General features: G+C 56.1%; 14 protein-coding genes. 6 read left to right on the top strand and 8 right to left on the bottom strand.

Annotated features, from left to right (window positions below):
- Nucleotides 1-15: 15 nt before the first annotated feature.
- A complete protein-coding gene (locus tag CAUR_RS15000) occupies nt 16-858 on the bottom strand; it encodes a metallophosphoesterase family protein (protein ID WP_012258710.1) in 843 nt (280 codons plus the stop codon).
- 93 nt (nt 859-951) lie between these two features.
- On the opposite strand from CAUR_RS15000, the gene CAUR_RS14995 reads away from it, so the two are divergent.
- The 3 genes from CAUR_RS14995 (at nt 952) to CAUR_RS14985 (ending at nt 4,110) form a co-directional block, all read left to right on the top strand.
- Nucleotides 952-2,931 carry an amylo-alpha-1,6-glucosidase gene (locus CAUR_RS14995; protein ID WP_015909312.1) on the top strand — a complete coding sequence of 660 codons (1,980 nt, stop codon included), beginning with the start codon at nt 952-954 and terminating at the stop codon, nt 2,929-2,931.
- A gap of 591 nt (nt 2,932-3,522) precedes the next feature.
- Nucleotides 3,523-3,813 carry a hypothetical protein gene (locus CAUR_RS14990; protein WP_012258708.1) on the top strand — a complete coding sequence of 97 codons (291 nt, stop codon included), beginning with the start codon at nt 3,523-3,525 and terminating at the stop codon, nt 3,811-3,813.
- Nucleotides 3,814-3,912: 99 nt separating this feature from the next.
- On the top strand, nt 3,913-4,110 hold the full coding sequence (locus tag CAUR_RS14985) for a hypothetical protein (RefSeq protein WP_157866454.1): 198 nt from the start codon (nt 3,913-3,915) through the stop codon (nt 4,108-4,110).
- Nucleotides 4,111-4,295: 185 nt separating this feature from the next.
- Here the strand turns inward: CAUR_RS14985 and CAUR_RS14980 are convergent, their stop codons facing one another.
- Nucleotides 4,296-4,964, bottom strand: coding sequence for a class I SAM-dependent methyltransferase (locus CAUR_RS14980; protein WP_012258707.1), 669 nt, complete (start codon nt 4,962-4,964; stop codon nt 4,296-4,298).
- 38 nt (nt 4,965-5,002) lie between these two features.
- Between CAUR_RS14980 and CAUR_RS14975 the strand changes: the two genes are divergently transcribed.
- Nucleotides 5,003-5,935, top strand: a complete 933-nt coding sequence (locus CAUR_RS14975; RefSeq protein ID WP_012258706.1) for a DUF4938 domain-containing protein — start codon at nt 5,003-5,005, stop codon at nt 5,933-5,935.
- Nucleotides 5,936-5,989: 54 nt separating this feature from the next.
- Here CAUR_RS14975 and ilvD read toward each other — a convergent pair whose 3' ends face one another.
- The 4 genes from ilvD to CAUR_RS14955 form a co-directional block, all read right to left on the bottom strand.
- Complete coding sequence (gene ilvD / locus CAUR_RS14970) at nt 5,990-7,675, bottom strand: dihydroxy-acid dehydratase (protein ID WP_012258705.1); 1,686 nt, start codon at nt 7,673-7,675, stop codon at nt 5,990-5,992.
- 175 nt (nt 7,676-7,850) lie between these two features.
- Complete coding sequence (locus CAUR_RS14965) at nt 7,851-9,191, bottom strand: UDP-glucose dehydrogenase family protein (RefSeq protein ID WP_012258704.1); 1,341 nt, start codon at nt 9,189-9,191, stop codon at nt 7,851-7,853.
- 118 nt (nt 9,192-9,309) lie between these two features.
- Entirely contained in the window at nt 9,310-10,296 is a 987-nt protein-coding gene (locus tag CAUR_RS14960) for an ornithine cyclodeaminase family protein (protein WP_012258703.1), read from the bottom strand.
- Between the two features lie 123 nt (nt 10,297-10,419).
- On the bottom strand, nt 10,420-11,595 hold the full coding sequence (locus tag CAUR_RS14955; protein ID WP_012258702.1) for a 30S ribosomal protein S1: 1,176 nt from the start codon (nt 11,593-11,595) through the stop codon (nt 10,420-10,422).
- A 1,084-nt stretch (nt 11,596-12,679) separates the two neighbouring features.
- On the opposite strand from CAUR_RS14955, the gene CAUR_RS14950 reads away from it, so the two are divergent.
- Entirely contained in the window at nt 12,680-13,591 is a 912-nt protein-coding gene (locus CAUR_RS14950; protein WP_012258701.1) for a metalloenzyme, read from the top strand.
- Between the two features lie 7 nt (nt 13,592-13,598).
- Nucleotides 13,599-14,075, top strand: coding sequence for a low molecular weight protein-tyrosine-phosphatase (locus tag CAUR_RS14945; RefSeq protein ID WP_012258700.1), 477 nt, complete (start codon nt 13,599-13,601; stop codon nt 14,073-14,075).
- 265 nt (nt 14,076-14,340) lie between these two features.
- On the opposite strand, the gene CAUR_RS14940 is transcribed toward CAUR_RS14945, so the two are convergent.
- Nucleotides 14,341-15,141: a 16S rRNA methyltransferase gene (locus tag CAUR_RS14940; protein ID WP_012258699.1), complete on the bottom strand. Its 801-nt coding sequence runs from the start codon at nt 15,139-15,141 to the stop codon at nt 14,341-14,343.
- A complete protein-coding gene (locus tag CAUR_RS14935) occupies nt 15,134-16,246 on the bottom strand; it encodes a tRNA-ribosyltransferase family protein (RefSeq protein WP_012258698.1) in 1,113 nt (370 codons plus the stop codon). The genes CAUR_RS14940 and CAUR_RS14935 overlap by 8 nt, the downstream gene beginning before the upstream one ends.
- Nucleotides 16,247-16,326 lie beyond the last annotated feature (80 nt).

Genomic DNA, 16,326 nt, shown 5'->3' with positions numbered 1-16,326 from the left:
CGTTCCTTCCTGTATTTACGCTGCCTGTTCGGCTAAGAAGCGGTGTACGGCTTCATCCAGACTGATAACGCCGGCGATCACCGGTTCGTTGTAGACCGGCCCAAAATCGAAGAGCAGCGAGCGGGCAGTCTCTAGTTCACGCAGCATAATGTGGGCAATTGGCCCACCAGCCGGTAGCATCAGCTCTCGCGCCGCCCGTAGCGTGGCAGCTTGATCGTAAGCCACACGGACAATCTCTGCCCGCCAGCCATCCTGATCCAGGGTCAACCGGGCATAGGCAGCCCGCCAGTCGCCATCGAAGGGCAAGCCGACCGATCCGACATTAACAACCAGGGTCTTGCCAACCCGACGGGCGAATGGCATATGCGTATGAGCGGTACAGAAGACTGCTGCGTGCGGATCGATGCGCGATTGCAGCTCGTGCTGGTCGTGGGTTGGTAGTAGTCCATCACGATCATGATGGATTGAACCGTGGTAAGCCATAACCACGCCTTCACGACTTGTCAGCGCAAGGTTGGTCGGTAGTGCCGCCACAGCAGGCAGCAGATCGGCAACTTCGTGATGGGTCCAGATGATCGGCCCCAATAGCGCACGCCGCCCACCCTGTGGCGGACGACCCGCACGCAGGTCGTGATCGTAATTCAACACATACCCCTCGTGATTCCCCCGCAGCACATACCACCCCCGCTCGGCACGTAGACGCAGAGCCAGTTCAAGGCACGGACGCGGGTTGGGGCCACGATTAATAATGTCGCCGGCAATAATCACCGCATCGGGTTGCCACCGGTCAATATCTGCAATAACGGCAGTGAAGGCAGCCAGGTTGGCGTGAATATCGGCCAGAACAGCTACTTTCATCGTTTTCAGGTTCCCTTTTGCGCTGGTATACCTATCGTCACCATCAGGTAGTGTACCATGGAAGAGGAAGCATTGTACCCAGGAGTACCTATTGTGTTTACGTTTGGACGCGCTCTCTGTACAGAACCGATGATTGCTGCCAGCCGCGAGTGGCTGGTGACGAACGGCATTGGCGGTTATGCAGCCGGTACCATCGCCGGCACATTAACGCGGAGCTACCACGGGTTGCTGATTGCTGCGCTCGAACCACCGCTGGGCCGTGTCCTTACGCTTGCTGCTCTCGATACACATGTGTCATATCTGGGCCACCATTTCGATTTGACAACTCACCGTCGGGTAGGTGAACCGGCGCGTGCCTGTCGCTGGCTCGAACGCTGGTGGCGTGACGGCACGACGCCGGTGTGGGAATATGCGCTGGCCGATGCCCTGCTTGAACGACGAGTCTGGATGGCGCCAGGTGCCAATACCACCTTCATTCGCTACACTGTGCAACGCGCCTCGGCACCACTGACGATACGCCTTGATGCCCTGGCAACAGCACGCGATCATCACACGGTGGCGCAGGTCGGTAAGATCGCGCTTCAGGTCGAGACGATCAATAACGGTCTCCGGATCGGGCCAATGATTGGTGGGCATAGTTTACGTCTGCTCAGTGATCGAGCGTCCTGGAAACCGCTCGGCGGATGGCTGACCGATCTGTACCTCGCAGTGGAAGATGAACGTGGTCAACCGGCTACCGACAATCTGCGCCGGGTGGGGCGGCTTACAGTGACGTTGAGCACCGGTGAGTCGCTCCTGGTGGTTGCTACCACTGAACAGACTGCCACACTTGATGCCGATGCAGCCTGGAGCCAACGTGCCCGTTACGAAGCGGAGCTGCTCAGCCGGATCGAGTGGACTGATGATCCAGTGGTTCACCAGCTTGCGCTGGCTGCCGACCAGTTTATTGTTGACCGACCACTCGACACCGGTCTGCGCGGACGGACGATTATCGCCGGTTATCCCTGGTTTACCGATTGGGGACGCGATACGATGATCAGCCTGCCCGGGTTAACGATCCCGACACGACGACCAGAGGTAGCGGCGGCTGTGCTGCGCACCTTCGCCCGTTTTGTTGATCAAGGTATGCTCCCCAACCGATTTCCCGATGAAGGCGTCGCCCCTGAGTACAACACTGCCGATGCAACGCTCTGGTTTTTTGAGGCGATTCGTGCCCATCACGCTGCCTTTGGCGATGATGACCTGATCACCGAACTCTTCCCGCTGTTGGAAGAGATTATCGATTGGCATATCCGTGGCACCCGTGACGGAATAGGGTTGGATCGCGGTGATAGCTTGCTGCGGGCCGGCACTGCGACAACCCAGCTCACCTGGATGGATGTACGGGTTCGCGGTTGGGTAGTGACACCGCGTAGTGGCAAGCCGGTTGAGATCAATGCGCTGTGGTACAACGCCTTGCAAAGTATGGCTGCGTTCGCCAGACATCTCGGTAAAGCCGACGAGCGCTACACGACGATGGCCGCAGCGACCAAAGCCGGATTTAACCGTTTCTGGTATGCCGATGGCCACTATCTCTACGATGTGATTGATGGCCCCGATGGGGTAGACCCCACACTTCGACCTAATCAGATCATTGCGGTGAGTCTGCCTTACAGTCCGCTTGACCGCCAGCGGCAGGAAGCTGTGGTACAGGCATGTGCCCGCTCGCTTCTGACCGGCGTTGGTTTGCGCAGTCTGACACCAGATCATCCCGATTATGCACCGCGTTACACCGGTTCGCTGCTGGCGCGTGACGCCGCCTATCATCAGGGCACGGTTTGGGCCTGGCTGATTGGCCCCTTTGCCAGCGCATGGTATCGCATTACTCGCGACCGTGACGCCACACGCCGCCTTCTCTTGCCGCTGATCGATCACCTCGTCGATGGCTGTGTTGGGACGATCAGTGAAATTTTCGACGGCGATCCGCCACACCAGCCACGCGGCTGTTTTGCCCAGGCATGGAGTGTAGCGGAAGTGCTGCGGGTATGGTATGAGGTAGAAGATAGGGGTGAGGAGATAGAAGATAGGAGATAGAAGATAGGAGATAGAAGATAGGAGATAGAAGATAGGAGATAGAAGATAGGAGATAGAAGATAGGAGATAGAAGATAGAAGATAGGAGATAGAAGATAGGAGATAGAAGATAGGAGATAGAAGATAGGAGATAGAAGATAGGAGATAGAAGATAGGAGATAGAAGATAGGAGATAGAAGATAGGAGATAGAAGATAGGAGATAGAAGATAGGAGATAGAAGATAGGAGATAGAAGATAGGAGATAGAAGATAGAAGATAGAAGATAGAAGATAGGGGACGAAGGAGAGGGGAGAATGTAGGCAATATATCGCTACAGGGTAGCGGTCCAATCATGCTTTAGAAGAGATTGTTCTGACCGTACTTTGTAGGGGTGTGTAGCCTCGCCCCCTGTCGTTGCGGTGGTGGTACGATTAACTCTTACCATCACCCTTTTCAAAATGTGTGAAATGACTCCTGCTTTACGACAAATCCGGCTACGTGTACTAAATGGGTTCCAAACGTTGTCTCGATGGTATACTATTGAAAACAGTGCATTGTCGATCAGAGTGTGTAAACATACCTTGCAAAACCAATGATGAAAGGCTATCGCCCATGGAGCAACAGTTTCGCAGTGCGGTGCGAGAGGTTCTTACTATTCTGTTGGATGAAGCAATTGATCCGGCAGATCGTGTTAAGCGTGCAGCAGACATTCTCTTGGGACTTCCAATCCCTGTATCACCGGATATAACCCACGAGACACGCATCGAGGAACATTCTCCTATCCTGTACCTGGCAGGTCCAGACGGTTTACCAACTCACATCGAGTATATCCCCGATCCTGAAGAAGGACCGCTTAGCGAGGAAGAAGTCGCGATCATGCTTCGTGAGCAGCTCAAAGGATAATGCATGTACCTTGATGTTATCTGGACAAACCGTGCAGCTATGTAGTTTCAGACCCTTTCTCCCGCTGAACAAATCAACGCATAACGACTTATCGAGATTTTGCGCTCGCACCCCGACATTGGACGTTACGATTATACACGTCCTCTTCCCAACAACAGACAACAAATCGTCTACGCCGTGTATGGCTTACTGGTGAAGGTGCGTTACACCTACCGCGGTATCTTTCGGCGCAAATTAGTCTTACAAATCGAGGAAGTTCTTCCGACAGATTTACAGGGTGGATTTGACATGGTGTAAAACCTGGTCTCGTATAACTGTAACAAAACGTTCCTCCAGCTACCGTATATGGCTGCTCTGGATGCCCAATCGGTAAGGAAGTATCAGTCATTTTTACAAGCATGTGTGAGATGATTTCTAAAGCCATATTGTAAAGTTTTGTACACCAGGCAATCAATCTGTTAACACAGGCAACTATTCCACACTCACCCCTTCCGGGCGCTCGTCACAATCAGGAGATGGCGCGGTTCGGGATCGGCGACCGGACTGGCACACGGGGGAAGCGAAAGGTACGATGTCAGTGCCTCGCTATTGATCAACGCAACCTGCGCCAGTCTGCCACCATCCAGCAGATATGCCTGTGTCTGACGTGGTTGGAAACCGGCAGCCGCCATCAGGAGCAACCACTCTTCATCAAGGCCGTCGGCGGGCGGGAGTGGCAATGGCGTGTCAGGTAGCGCAGCGATTAGCGGCGCTGGATGGTTGCGCAGCCGCACCCAGTATTCACCGGCACTCGCAACAACCAGCGTTCCCCCATGACGCAGCACACGCCACATTTCGCGTAGCGCAAGGTGGCGATGTGGGAAGAGGTTGAGCGCAGCAATACACCAGACCAGGTCAATACACGCATCACGGAGCGGGAGGTGCGAGGCATCACCTGCGATGAACATCATGTCGTCAGCAGCACGCAAGACAGACCCGTCGCGATCTACCCCCACGATGAGCGCGTCAGAGGCACTGCACGCACGCAACCAGCGTGTTTTTGAGCCATCACCACACCCTAGATCGAGGGCTACTCGTGATCCAGATGGTGTAGCTGCCAGCATTGCCTGCTGAAGCAGTGCGAGGTATGGCTCGTGGAGACGTGTTATCATTGCAGGTAGTTAATTGAAACGCTATCTGGGATGCCCTTATGACCCAACCGCTCCGAATACGTCATCTGGCTGCCCTGTATGGCCCCAACATCTACCGTCCGCAACCCGGTGTTGTGCTCCGCGTCGGCGCCGCCGCCGATTACAGTGATCGGCTACGCACGGCACTCAAGGGTGGCGCGTTAGCGATTGGGTTGGTGATCGCACAACTCCACGTCGAGGCCAAACCAGACAACGACGACATGCTGATGAGTGCGTTCTTCACAACGCCTGAACCGGCGATTGGTGCCGAACTCTGTCGGTATGTGGTCGACGGGATCAACGCCGAACTCGGCCACGATGAGAGCTGGGACCCCGATGAACCGTTGCTGGCACTACGTGACCGCCGTCAGGCGCAGGCATTACCGGTGGCGGCATTGCAATTGATGGCCAACGCCCGTCACCGAGACATCCCAACGACGATCCTGGACGATGGCAGGCTGCTGATTGGGCAGGGTGAGCGGGGCTGGATTGTCGCTCCTGCCGATCTACGCGCAGCGCCCGATCTGCAACCGCCGTGGTCACGTCTTGGTCGGATTCTGATCATCGCGGTTACTGGTGAGCGCTACCGTCAACAGGCCATCGCCGAACAGGCTGCTCGCCATCAAGGTATCATTCTCGACCAGGCCAATCGAGCATCAGTCATCACAGCATTGGCCGATCCTGCCTGCACTGCCCTGATTGTCGGCTTCGATACCGACAGCCTGATCCGGGAAGGACTACCGTTTGACCGTTGCGACCTGGCGATCATTACCGACCGCGCCGGTTCACGACCACCAACTGCCGCCGATGATGATGAATGGCTGCGCGCACTCGGCCTACCCATGCTGTGCAGCGTCGCCCCAACCCTGATAAACCTCACCGATCCGGCGCTGCACCCCTTGCTGAGCTACGCACCAAACGGTGTGATCGGTTGGACACCGGTCAAGGAATGACGGCTATGAAGCCATTGCGGCAGAGAGCAGTGCCTCTGCCGCAATGGTATGCAACTACTCGCTAAACCGGTCGGTTACCGCGCCCAGACTGGCCGACGACACCAGACGGGCATATTTGGCCAAAACACCACGAGTGTAGCGTGGTGGTCGCGGCTGCCAGGCAGCCCGTCGCCGTGCCAGTTCTTCATCAGAGACATTCAATTGCAGCAGACGAGCATCGGCATCAATCGTGATACTGTCACCCTCTTCGACCAACGCAATCGTACCACCGACGGCGGCCTCTGGGGCAACGTGGCCGACGACCAGGCCGTAGGTACCACCGGAAAAGCGACCATCGGTAATCAACCCCACGCTGTCACCCAAACCAGCCCCAATAATAGCCGACGTTGGTGCCAGCATTTCACGCATACCGGGGCCACCCTTTGGCCCTTCGTAGCGGATGACCACTACATCACCGGCCTTAATCTTCCCGCTTAGAATAGCCTCCAGGCACTCCTCTTCAGCATCAAAGACCCGAGCGGGGCCGGTAATACGGCGTTGCTTGATACCGGTAATCTTGGCAACACAACCCTCTTCGGCCAGATTGCCGCGTAGAATAGCCAGATGCCCTTGAGGATAGATTGGTTGACTGAACGGACGAATGACGTCCTGATTGGCCGGAGGTTCATCAGGCACATCGGCCAGCGTCTCGGCAATCGTCTGCCCAGTGATAGTCATACAATCGCCGTGTAGTAAGCCGGCATTCAACAGTATCTTCATCACCTGCGGCACCCCACCGACCCGGTGCAGATCGGTCGCCACGTAGCGGCCAGAGGGTTTCAGGTCGCAGAGCACCGGCACCCGCTGGCGAATTGTCTCGAAATCATCAATCGTAAGCGGGACATCGGCGGCATGTGCAATCGCTAGCAAATGCAAGACCGCGTTGGTTGAACCACCGAGCGCCATCACTACCGCAATCGCATTCTCAAGCGACTTGCGGGTCAGCATCTGGCGGGCAGTACGATTGGCGCGAATCGCCTCAACCAGCACTTCACCAGACCGCGCCGCGCTCAATGCCTTCTCTTCATCTTCGGCAGCCATCGTGGAAGAGCCGGGCAGACTCAAACCGAGGGCTTCAATTGCCGACGACATCGTATTGGCGGTGTACATCCCGCCACATGAGCCGGCGCCAGGACAGGCATGACGCTCAATCTCAAGCAGCTCGTGCTCATCAATGCGACCGGCACTGTATTCACCGACTGCTTCAAAGGCACTGACAATCGTCAGGTCACGCCCCTTATAATGTCCGGGCTTAATCGTCCCACCGTACACAAAGATGGCCGGAATATCCAGCCGCGCCATGGCAATCAGCGCACCCGGCATATTCTTGTCACAACCACCCACCGCCAGAATGCCGTCCATGCGCTGAGCATTGACAACCGTTTCAATTGAATCGGCAATCACTTCACGGCTGACCAGCGAATACTTCATACCTTCGGTACCCATTGAAATACCATCACTAACGGTAATGGTACCGAAGATTTGCGGCATCCCACCGGCAGCCCGAATGGCCTCTTCTGCACGGGCAGCCAGCGCACCCAACCCGGCGTTACAGGGTGTCAGCGTACTATGGCCATTGGCCACTCCCACAATCGGCTTGGTGAAATCGTTGTCGCCAAACCCCACAGCGCGTAACATCGCCCGATTCGGCGAGCGCTGCGGCCCTTCGGTGATCATGCGACTGCGGCGATTATCGCTCATTATGAGCCTCCTCACACATCTGAACCACAAGGTACATGGCCTATTGTAACGCTATTTTTAGTCGGTGCTGCCGGTAACAGCAAAAAGAGTGGCAGTATTATGCCACTCTTTCCCATCAGTGAAAAAAGCTCACTTTTAGCAAGGAGGGTGTCGCTTCAGCAACGTTTGCTAGCGCCTAATCACCGATATTCTGCGCTTCTTCCATAATCGGCACCGGTGCCTCACCGCGACCAACCCCCCAATAGATGAAGCCCAAATTGCGCATCTCACGCGGATCGTAGAGATTACGGCCATCAATTACGACCGGCTGGCGCATATAGCGTTTGATGCGTTGCCAGTCCAACTGCTTGAACTCATTCCATTCAGTAACCAGCAGCAACGCATCGGCATCTTTTGCCACATCATACGCTGTCGCGGTAAAGGTTACTGTTGGCAACAGCTCTTCGGCACGCGCCATGGCTACCGGGTCATACGCCTTGACCCTGGCCCCCTTCTTCAGGAGGGAATTGATAATATCAACGCTCGGTGCCTCACGCATATCATCAGTATTGGGCTTGAATGACAGACCCAGCACCCCAATAACGCGGCCTTCGAGATCACCCAGGACTGTTTCGACCTTCTTCACAAACCGCTTGCGCGCATCGCTGTTGATGTCCATCACTGCCTGAAGCAACTGCGGGTGGCAACCGGCAGAGGCAGCCATGTGGTACAGCGCCAGCACATCTTTCGGGAAACAGGAGCCACCGTAGCCAACGCCGGCTTCCAGAAAGTGGGGGCCAATGCGTTTGTCGGCACCCATACCGCGAGCAACCTCACGCACATCAGCGCCCAGACGCTCGCAGATTTGCGCAATTTCATTGATGAACGAAATGCGGGTCGCCAGAAAGGCATTGGATGCATATTTAATCATCTCGGCTGTGCGCAGATCGGTGATGATAATCGGCGCGCCCAATGTTTCATGCAGCGCAGCTACCCGTTGTGCCGCCTCGCGATTCTTCGCACCGAGGACAATGCGGTCGGGCTTGAAGAAATCACTCAGCGCACTCCCTTCGCGCAAGAACTCCGGGTTCGACACGACATCAAACTTCACATCAGGTCCGGCATACTCGGCAATGATGTTTTCGACCATATCACCGGTGCCTACCGGCACGGTGCTCTTGTCGATAATGATTGAACCCGAACGCAAGTATTGACCAATGCTACGTGCGGCGGCTTTGACATACGTTAGATCAGCCGAGCCGTCTTCGCCCATGGGGGTACCGACTGTGATGAAGATAAACTCAGCATCGGGAATACCGACGGCATAATCATCGGTGAAGCGCAAGCGACCGGCGCGCATATTGCGCTCTTGCAACTCTTCCAGACCAGGCTCGAAGATGGGGGATTTACCGCTGCGGAGCAATTCCAGTTTGTGCAAGTCAATTTCGATACAGGTAACAGAATGACCGAGATCGGCAAAACAGACACCGGTCGTCAGTCCAACATAGCCTGTACCTACCACACAGATGTTTTTCACGTTTGTGTCTCCTTATGTTGCCTTCAATGAAGCATTATCCATCGCAATTGTCATGATGGTTGTACGGAATCGGCGTGACATTTTGATGAATAATGCTCCCTCACCTGATGACAAAAGCTCAGATTGTCACTTCAACGCCGAGACCTAGAGTGGTCGCCTGGGCCAGAGCCAATGAGGCCACGGCCAGGTCTTGCACCGCATTACCAACCGACTTGAAGAGGGTGATCTCATCAGCAGTCGTTCGAGCCTGTACGGTACCATTGACGAGATCACCCAATTCGGCGATCACGTGCTGCTCATCGATCAGACCGGCAGCACGAGCCTGAATCAAATCGCCGGCCTCGCTCCAGGCTGCGTGACGCTGATCGACCACGACCCGACTACGGGCAACCAGATCGGGGGGCAGTTCGGCCATGTCGGGGCGATAAGCACCAACCGCATTGATATGCGTTCCAGGGCGGATCAGATCGGCGGCGAAGAGTGGGTTTGGGCTACTCGTTGCGGTACAGACCACATCGGCTTCGGCCAGTGGCATTGTCGGATCGGTAGCGATGCGAATGTCGCCACGAAAACCTTCGCCACGTAAGCGTGCCGCCAGTAATGTCGCCCGGTCACGAGTACGGTTCACAATCCAGACATTATTGATTGATGGTCGTACTGCCAGCACTGCCTGAAGCTGCGGTAATGCCTGGGCACCAGCACCGAACACCACCAGGGTGCGGACATCCTCACGTGCCAGCAGACGGGTCGCCACCCCCGACGCAGCACCGGTACGCAGTGCCGTAAGATAGGTACCGTCAAGGACCGCAATTGGGCGACCACTGGCCGGATCGAAGAGGGTGACCAGCGCGTAAATTGTTGGTTCAGCACGGTAGACATTATGGGGGAAGACTGAAACGGTCTTGATACCAAGTGCGGGGGTTTCGCCACCGAGACGACCCGGCATAAAGAAGGTCGTCGCTGCCTGTGCCGGGGTTGTAATTGCTGTTCGTAACGGAATATCAGCCTCACCGCGTGCCAGCATACCAAACGCCTGCGCAACTGCATCAATCGCGGCTGACATTGGCACTGCCTGCGCAATATCGGCTGCTGAAAGAAAACGCATTCATCCCTCCTTCAACGTGCCGGCAAAACACTTCACGCACTTATCATACGACAAAACCGGCACGGATAACGATCCATGCCGGTTCGCAAGTCAAGTTAATGAAGCTGAAAAGTAACAGACAATTTACGCCTGGGCCGGCTGGTCAGCCTCATCAGCAGGCGCTGGAGCAGGCTCGTTCTCATTCTCGCCAATCCGGCGCAACGACAGACCCATGCGCTGGCGCTGGCGGTCGAGGCTAATCACGCGCGCGGTTACGATCTGACCCGGCTGCAGAATATCGCGTGGCTGAGCCTGGGGATCGGCATCAAGCTCACTGGCGTGGATCAAACCTTCAACAGCCTCTTCCACCTGGACAAAGGCCCCGAACGGTGTCACATTGGTTACCGGGCCGGTCACCAACTGGCCGAGCGTATAACGCTGGTCAATCGTCTCCCAGGGATTATTCTGCAACTGCCGGATCGAGAGACCGATGCGCTCGCGCTCGCGATCAATCTCGACGACCACAACCTTGACTTCCTGGCCGGGTTGCAGAACTTCGCGTGGATGGTTCACCCGCTGCCAGCTCAGCTCAGAGATGTGGGCCAGACCATCAGCCCCACCCAGATCGATAAATGCGCCAAAATTGGTAAGCTGATTGACGCGACCAACCAGGACATCACCGGGCTGCAACTCAGTCAGCAGGCGATGCTTCTGCGCCTTACGCCACTCTTGCGTCGCTGCCCGCTCAGAGAGCACCAACCGATTGCGTTCGCGATCAACCTCAATAACCTTCAATGGAATTTCTTGATTGACCATCTTCTGCAGGGCCTGCTGGCGTTCATCAGCAGCGGTTCGCCCGTGCAACTGGGCAACTTGCGATGACGGCACAAAGCCGCGAATCCGGTTAAACTGCACCAGCAAGCCGCCTTTGTTAAAGCCAATCACCTTGCACCGAGTGATACCGCCATCGTGGAAGAGTTGCTCGGCAACCTCCCAGTCCTTCGCCACCTGCACCATCGAAAGCGAGAGGATCAGATCACCGTCGCGATTCTCCGGCTCCTGTACGTACACCTGAACCGTATCGCCAACCTTCAGCGAATTGATAAAATCTTCGCCCATCTGGCGCAAATCCTGAGCCGGAATAATACCTTCGCGCTTAGTGCCAATCGAGACCAGAACACCACTCTCTTCGATGTGCATGATCAGGCCCTCGCGCAGCTCACCACGCTGGGGACGGGCATAATCATACTCATCAAGTAATTGGGTCCAATCCAGATTTTCCTCATTCTGCTGGGTTACAGGGTCGGGCTGGACAGACATGCTACAAAGCCTCCTCAAAGAGATTTGATTTGCCTCTACCTTCCGCTTAGACGTAAAAAGAGCGCGAACCAATTGGTGCAGTGGCGCACGTCAGTCGCGCAAATGCTTTATGCAGGTTGCTATACTGGCGTGAGCCGCCGGCTCCGCTTGCTGGCAAGTGCTCCAAGGCCGTCGTAACCGTTCCAGTCTGTGGAGTTCGACCGTCGCGGAAGTCGAGACATGTTTTACAATGCCGGTAATTATAGGTGATGATGATGAACCTGTCAACATTTTCACAAACGGTGCCTGTGCGTTTGTCGCGAGGGGCAAACAGGACAACTGTCCGGTGTACCATTACAGAGTTCAATTCATCGCACAGGCACGACTTTGCAGGCAGCACGTGCTGTCACCCTGGCAAGAGCCTCTCAATCACGGCGACCAGCGCGGTTGCAGACCACGCGCCTCTGTTCCGAAGCATAGGCTGGACGAAAACACAACTGCCGCACTCCCAACAGGCCACACGTGATTCACTGCGCAGGCACGACTTTGCAGGCAGCACGTGCTGTCACCCTGGCAAGAGCCTCTCAATCACGGCGACCAGCACGGTTGCAGACCACGCGCCTCTGTTCCGAAGCATAGGCTGGACGAAAACACGACTACCGCACTCCCAACAGGCCACACGTGATTCACTGCGCAGGCACGACTTTGCAGGCAGCACGTGCTGTCACCCTGGCAAGAGCCTCGCAATCACGGCGACCAGCACGGTTGCAGACCACGCGCCTCTGTTCCGAAGCATAGGCTGGACGAAAACACGACTACCGCACTCCCAACAGGCCACACGTGATTCACTGCGCAGGCACGACTTTGCAGGCAGCACGTGCTGTCACCCTGGCAAGAGCCTCTCAATCACGGCGACCAGCGCGGTTGCAGACCACGCGCCTCTGTTCCGAAGCATAGGCTGGACGAAAACACAACTGCTGCACGCCAACAGGCGATACGTAGATTATGGCCCCCATCACGGATCGCTGTTGAAGCTCTCTCCTCCTCAATGTGATATACTTCCCCTACGTTCTATTTCCTATTTTCTACTTCCTATTTCCTACCAATGGCTATTACATTCGTCTTTCTCGACGGCATCGGACTGGCCCCCGCCACAACCGACAACCCACTGGCAACGGTACCAATGCCGGCCATCCACCATCTGTTGGGAGGCCCACTCACCAGTGAACAGATTGGCTACCGTGATGGGCTGTTATTGAGTGCACTTGACGCCTGTCTGGGAGTAGAAGGATTACCGCAGAGTGGCACCAATCACGTCGCCTTACTTGCCGGCGTCAATGCACCGGCTATTCACGGTCGCCACCAGCCCCACTTTCCACCCGTTGCCCTGCGTCCGCTGCTTGCCGAACGCTCGCTGTTTCGACGAGCCCTGGAACAGGGCTGGCGGGTTGCGTTTGCCAATGTCTTTACTGCCGGTTACTGGCAGGCACTGGCAACCCGCCGGCTTCGCCGGTCGGCGAGTGTGATTGCTGCCGAAGGGGCCGGGCTATATTTGCGCAATCTCGATGATCTGAAACGTGGACAGGCACTCAGTTGGGATATTAGCGGCGACAGGCTGGCAGCACGCGATCCGGCTGCCGCAACTATACCATTCATTGATCCACACCTGGCAGGTGAGCGGCTGGCCAGTCTTGCCGGCGACTACGACCTGGTCTTCTTCGAGAGTTTTCTGCCCGACCTTGCCGGTCATGGTCGCCTGGGTGAGCACGGGGTATGGGAAGCCCTGACCCGGATCGATGGTCTGATCGCAGGCTGGCTGCACGCCCGTCGCCCCGAAGACAGTTTGCTGATTACGTCAGATCATGGCAATATCGAACAGGCAGCAACCACCACTCATACGACCGCACCAACACCGCTGCTGGTGGTTGGGCCACACGCCGGCTATTTCCGGCATGTGCGTCGAATCGATGAGGTGGCCGATGCGATTCTGTATGCATTGGCTGCCGGTATGCTGTGAGGAGACTATGCACCGTAAAATACGTGTGTTGTTCGTCTGCATGGGGAATATCTGTCGTTCACCGATGGCCGAGGCGGTTTTTCGCCATCTGGTCAACGAAGCCGGCCTGAGCGAGCACTTTGAGATTGACTCAGCCGGAACCGGCGGCTGGCACGTGGGAGAACCACCACACCCTGGTACCCAGCGTGTGCTGGCCCGCCACAACATTTCGACCGCCGGTATACGGGCACGGCAGGTACGCAGTAGCGATATCGATCAGTTCGACTACATCCTGGTGATGGATCACGAGAATCTGGCCGATCTGGGCCATTTTCATCCGAAAGCCCGCGAACGCGCCCGGCTTTTGTTGAGTTTTGCGCCAGAATTGGGCACAGCGGAAGTTCCTGATCCTTACTACAATGGTCGCTTCGATGAGGTCTACCATCTGATTGAGACGGCCTGTCGTCGACTACTGGCCCACATCCGGGAACGTGAAGGTTTGTGATCGGGGAGAATGCCGAGTCGCATTCCTGGGTAGAAGTAATCTCAAATCATCGACAAGCCTGGTATCGTAACGAGAACATACGTCGCGTCTGTGACCGGCAAGGTCAAAGGCGTACCACGCCCCAGATCATGAGCACGGCTGCTTGCGGCAGCTTGGCTGCCGCACTCCAAACTGGCAACACGCGCATGAAGAGCGGGCAAGACCACCAATCCAGCGCATGATGGCACCGTTATCTGCATCTACGAACGCGAAGGCTGATCACAAACTAGCGACGAATGATAAAGACCAGCTCACCGGGTAAGACTATCTCGTGCGGTGACCAGCCTTCCGTCGCGGCAAGCGTTGTCATATAGCGGCGATACGTTTCGAGCATCCCTACATTCCGCCCACCCAGACTGCGCGTCGGAAAGGACACTACCAGGCGCGGCGCCTGAATAGCGCGCAACAGATCGGCCCCGGCGCCGCGTCGTTGTTGTTCCAGCAAGGGAATTACTTTCAGTACCAGCGCAACGTCTGCGGCAACTGGCGGCGGCCCTGTCACCAGATCACAAACATCGGCGCTACCCTGCACACCCAGCAAAGGCAGTACTGCGCCTACAAATGAACAGAGGGCAGTATCAATGTCATACGCGGCATAAAAGGTGGTAGCAGGCACATTCATCCAGGGCACCGCTAACGGATTGAAACCGCATCCCAGATCAAGGATACGCTGCGGCGGTTGATCACCGAGACAGGCAGGGTAGAGCCGATCAAGCACTGCCAGGCGCTCACGGGTTGAGGCATGCGAGGCCAGCAACCGTTGACAAATGACCTTACGTGAAGCAACATCCGGTGCCTGTTGCAGTTCGGCGAGCCACTGATCATACGGTGGGGTTCGTTCGGCATAGGCCCCGATCATCTGGTGTAACTGGCTCTTGGTGGCCTTGATCGCAGCTTTCAGCGATGGATAGCGAGACAGTGCTTCCCGACCGACACGCTCGACCAGTTGCCGATCAATCGTTCGGTAACGTGCGCTGGTTTGAACTGCTGCTACCAATTCAGCCAGTTGCGTCTCACAATTAGTCATTAGCTTGCGATCCTCTCCGTTCGTGCCGGATCAGCTCCATCAACTGCGCCATGAAGTGGAGATTGTGGATGGTTGCCAATCGCAAGACCAGCGTCTCACCCAGTTTGTGCAGATGATGCAAATACCCCAGACTGTACCGGCTACAGGTAAAGCACTGGCATCCCGGCGAGATTGGTGTATCAGCTTTCACATGCTTGCGGTCGGCCAGATAAACATAGGTAAACCAATCACCGCGCAATTGGAAGCCCGGTCGCTGCGGATCAGCCGTAAACGCCAGCAGACGCCCCTGACGAGCATCGCGGGTCGGTAATGCACTATCGAAGATGTCGTAACCCATCCGGGCACAGGCCACTACACTGGCCGGGTGTCCAACCCCCAGCGCGTGCATAGGAAAGCGAGCGGGAATTTGATCACGGGTGAACGCCAGCACCTCATCGAGAAGTTGGCCCTGGGCATCGAGCGGCCATCCCCCAAACCCGAATCCGTCGAACCCAATGTCGAGAAGTGCGGCTGCACACTCGGCGCGCAAATGCAGATCGCCCCCACCCTGTACCACAGCAAAGAGCAATGGTGGCGGACCCTGGCGTCGGCGCTGTGCTACCTGACGATCAAATTCCTGCCGACAGCGACGGGCCCAGCGAATCGTCCGTTCAACCGAACGGCGCTGTTCGGCAGGTGGGTCGTCAACGTGTGTGCAATCGTCAAGGCAAATGACGATATCAGCGCCATAGCTCAATTGCAGTTGAATGCTCTTCTCCGGCGTCAGTTGAAACCGCCGTTCAGCCCCCTCTGGTTGAAAGGTTAACCCCTGATCGGTAATCCGACCCTGTTTGGAATTATTTCGGATCAGCGAATAGGCTTGAAAACCACCGCTATCGGTCACAATTGGCCCCGACCAGGCTGTCATCTGGTGCAACCCTCCTAAGGCGGTGATCGTCGAACTACCGGGACGTTGCATGAGATGAAAGACATTCATGACCAACGCTCTGATACCGGCTTCGCTGAGATCACGGCTATCAACTGCGCGCACCGTGCCAAAGGTTGCATCGGGCAAAAATGTCGGTAAGGATAACTGGCCATGCTGAAGAGTCAAGAAGTCCGTCATATACCATCCCAACAATTATATAGACATTCGAGGGTTGAAATTTGGTAAATCGTGCGCTATACTATCGCAGAAGTCGCAAT

Origin of the sequence: Chloroflexus aurantiacus J-10-fl, from assembly GCF_000018865.1 — a bacterium.
GTDB lineage: Bacteria > Chloroflexota > Chloroflexia > Chloroflexales > Chloroflexaceae > Chloroflexus > Chloroflexus aurantiacus.
Note: the sequence above shows the minus strand (reverse complement) of the source record. Positions and strands in the feature narration are given on the sequence as shown.

What these genes read in the sequence shown, in the direction of transcription:
- CAUR_RS14955 (WP_012258702.1), bottom strand. Translation starts at nt 11,595, where the DNA reads ATGTCTGTCCAGCCCGACCCTGTAACCCAGCAGAATGAGGAAAATCTG.
- CAUR_RS14975 (WP_012258706.1), top strand. Translation starts at nt 5,003, where the DNA reads ATGACCCAACCGCTCCGAATACGTCATCTGGCTGCCCTGTATGGCCCC.
- CAUR_RS14960 (WP_012258703.1), bottom strand. Translation starts at nt 10,296, where the DNA reads ATGCGTTTTCTTTCAGCAGCCGATATTGCGCAGGCAGTGCCAATGTCA.
- CAUR_RS14950 (WP_012258701.1), top strand. Translation starts at nt 12,680, where the DNA reads ATGGCTATTACATTCGTCTTTCTCGACGGCATCGGACTGGCCCCCGCC.
- ilvD (WP_012258705.1), bottom strand. Translation starts at nt 7,675, where the DNA reads ATGAGCGATAATCGCCGCAGTCGCATGATCACCGAAGGGCCGCAGCGC.
- CAUR_RS14935 (WP_012258698.1), bottom strand. Translation starts at nt 16,246, where the DNA reads ATGACGGACTTCTTGACTCTTCAGCATGGCCAGTTATCCTTACCGACA.
- CAUR_RS14990 (WP_012258708.1), top strand. Translation starts at nt 3,523, where the DNA reads ATGGAGCAACAGTTTCGCAGTGCGGTGCGAGAGGTTCTTACTATTCTG.
- CAUR_RS14940 (WP_012258699.1), bottom strand. Translation starts at nt 15,141, where the DNA reads ATGACTAATTGTGAGACGCAACTGGCTGAATTGGTAGCAGCAGTTCAA.
- CAUR_RS14945 (WP_012258700.1), top strand. Translation starts at nt 13,599, where the DNA reads ATGCACCGTAAAATACGTGTGTTGTTCGTCTGCATGGGGAATATCTGT.
- CAUR_RS14980 (WP_012258707.1), bottom strand. Translation starts at nt 4,964, where the DNA reads ATGATAACACGTCTCCACGAGCCATACCTCGCACTGCTTCAGCAGGCA.
- CAUR_RS15000 (WP_012258710.1), bottom strand. Translation starts at nt 858, where the DNA reads ATGAAAGTAGCTGTTCTGGCCGATATTCACGCCAACCTGGCTGCCTTC.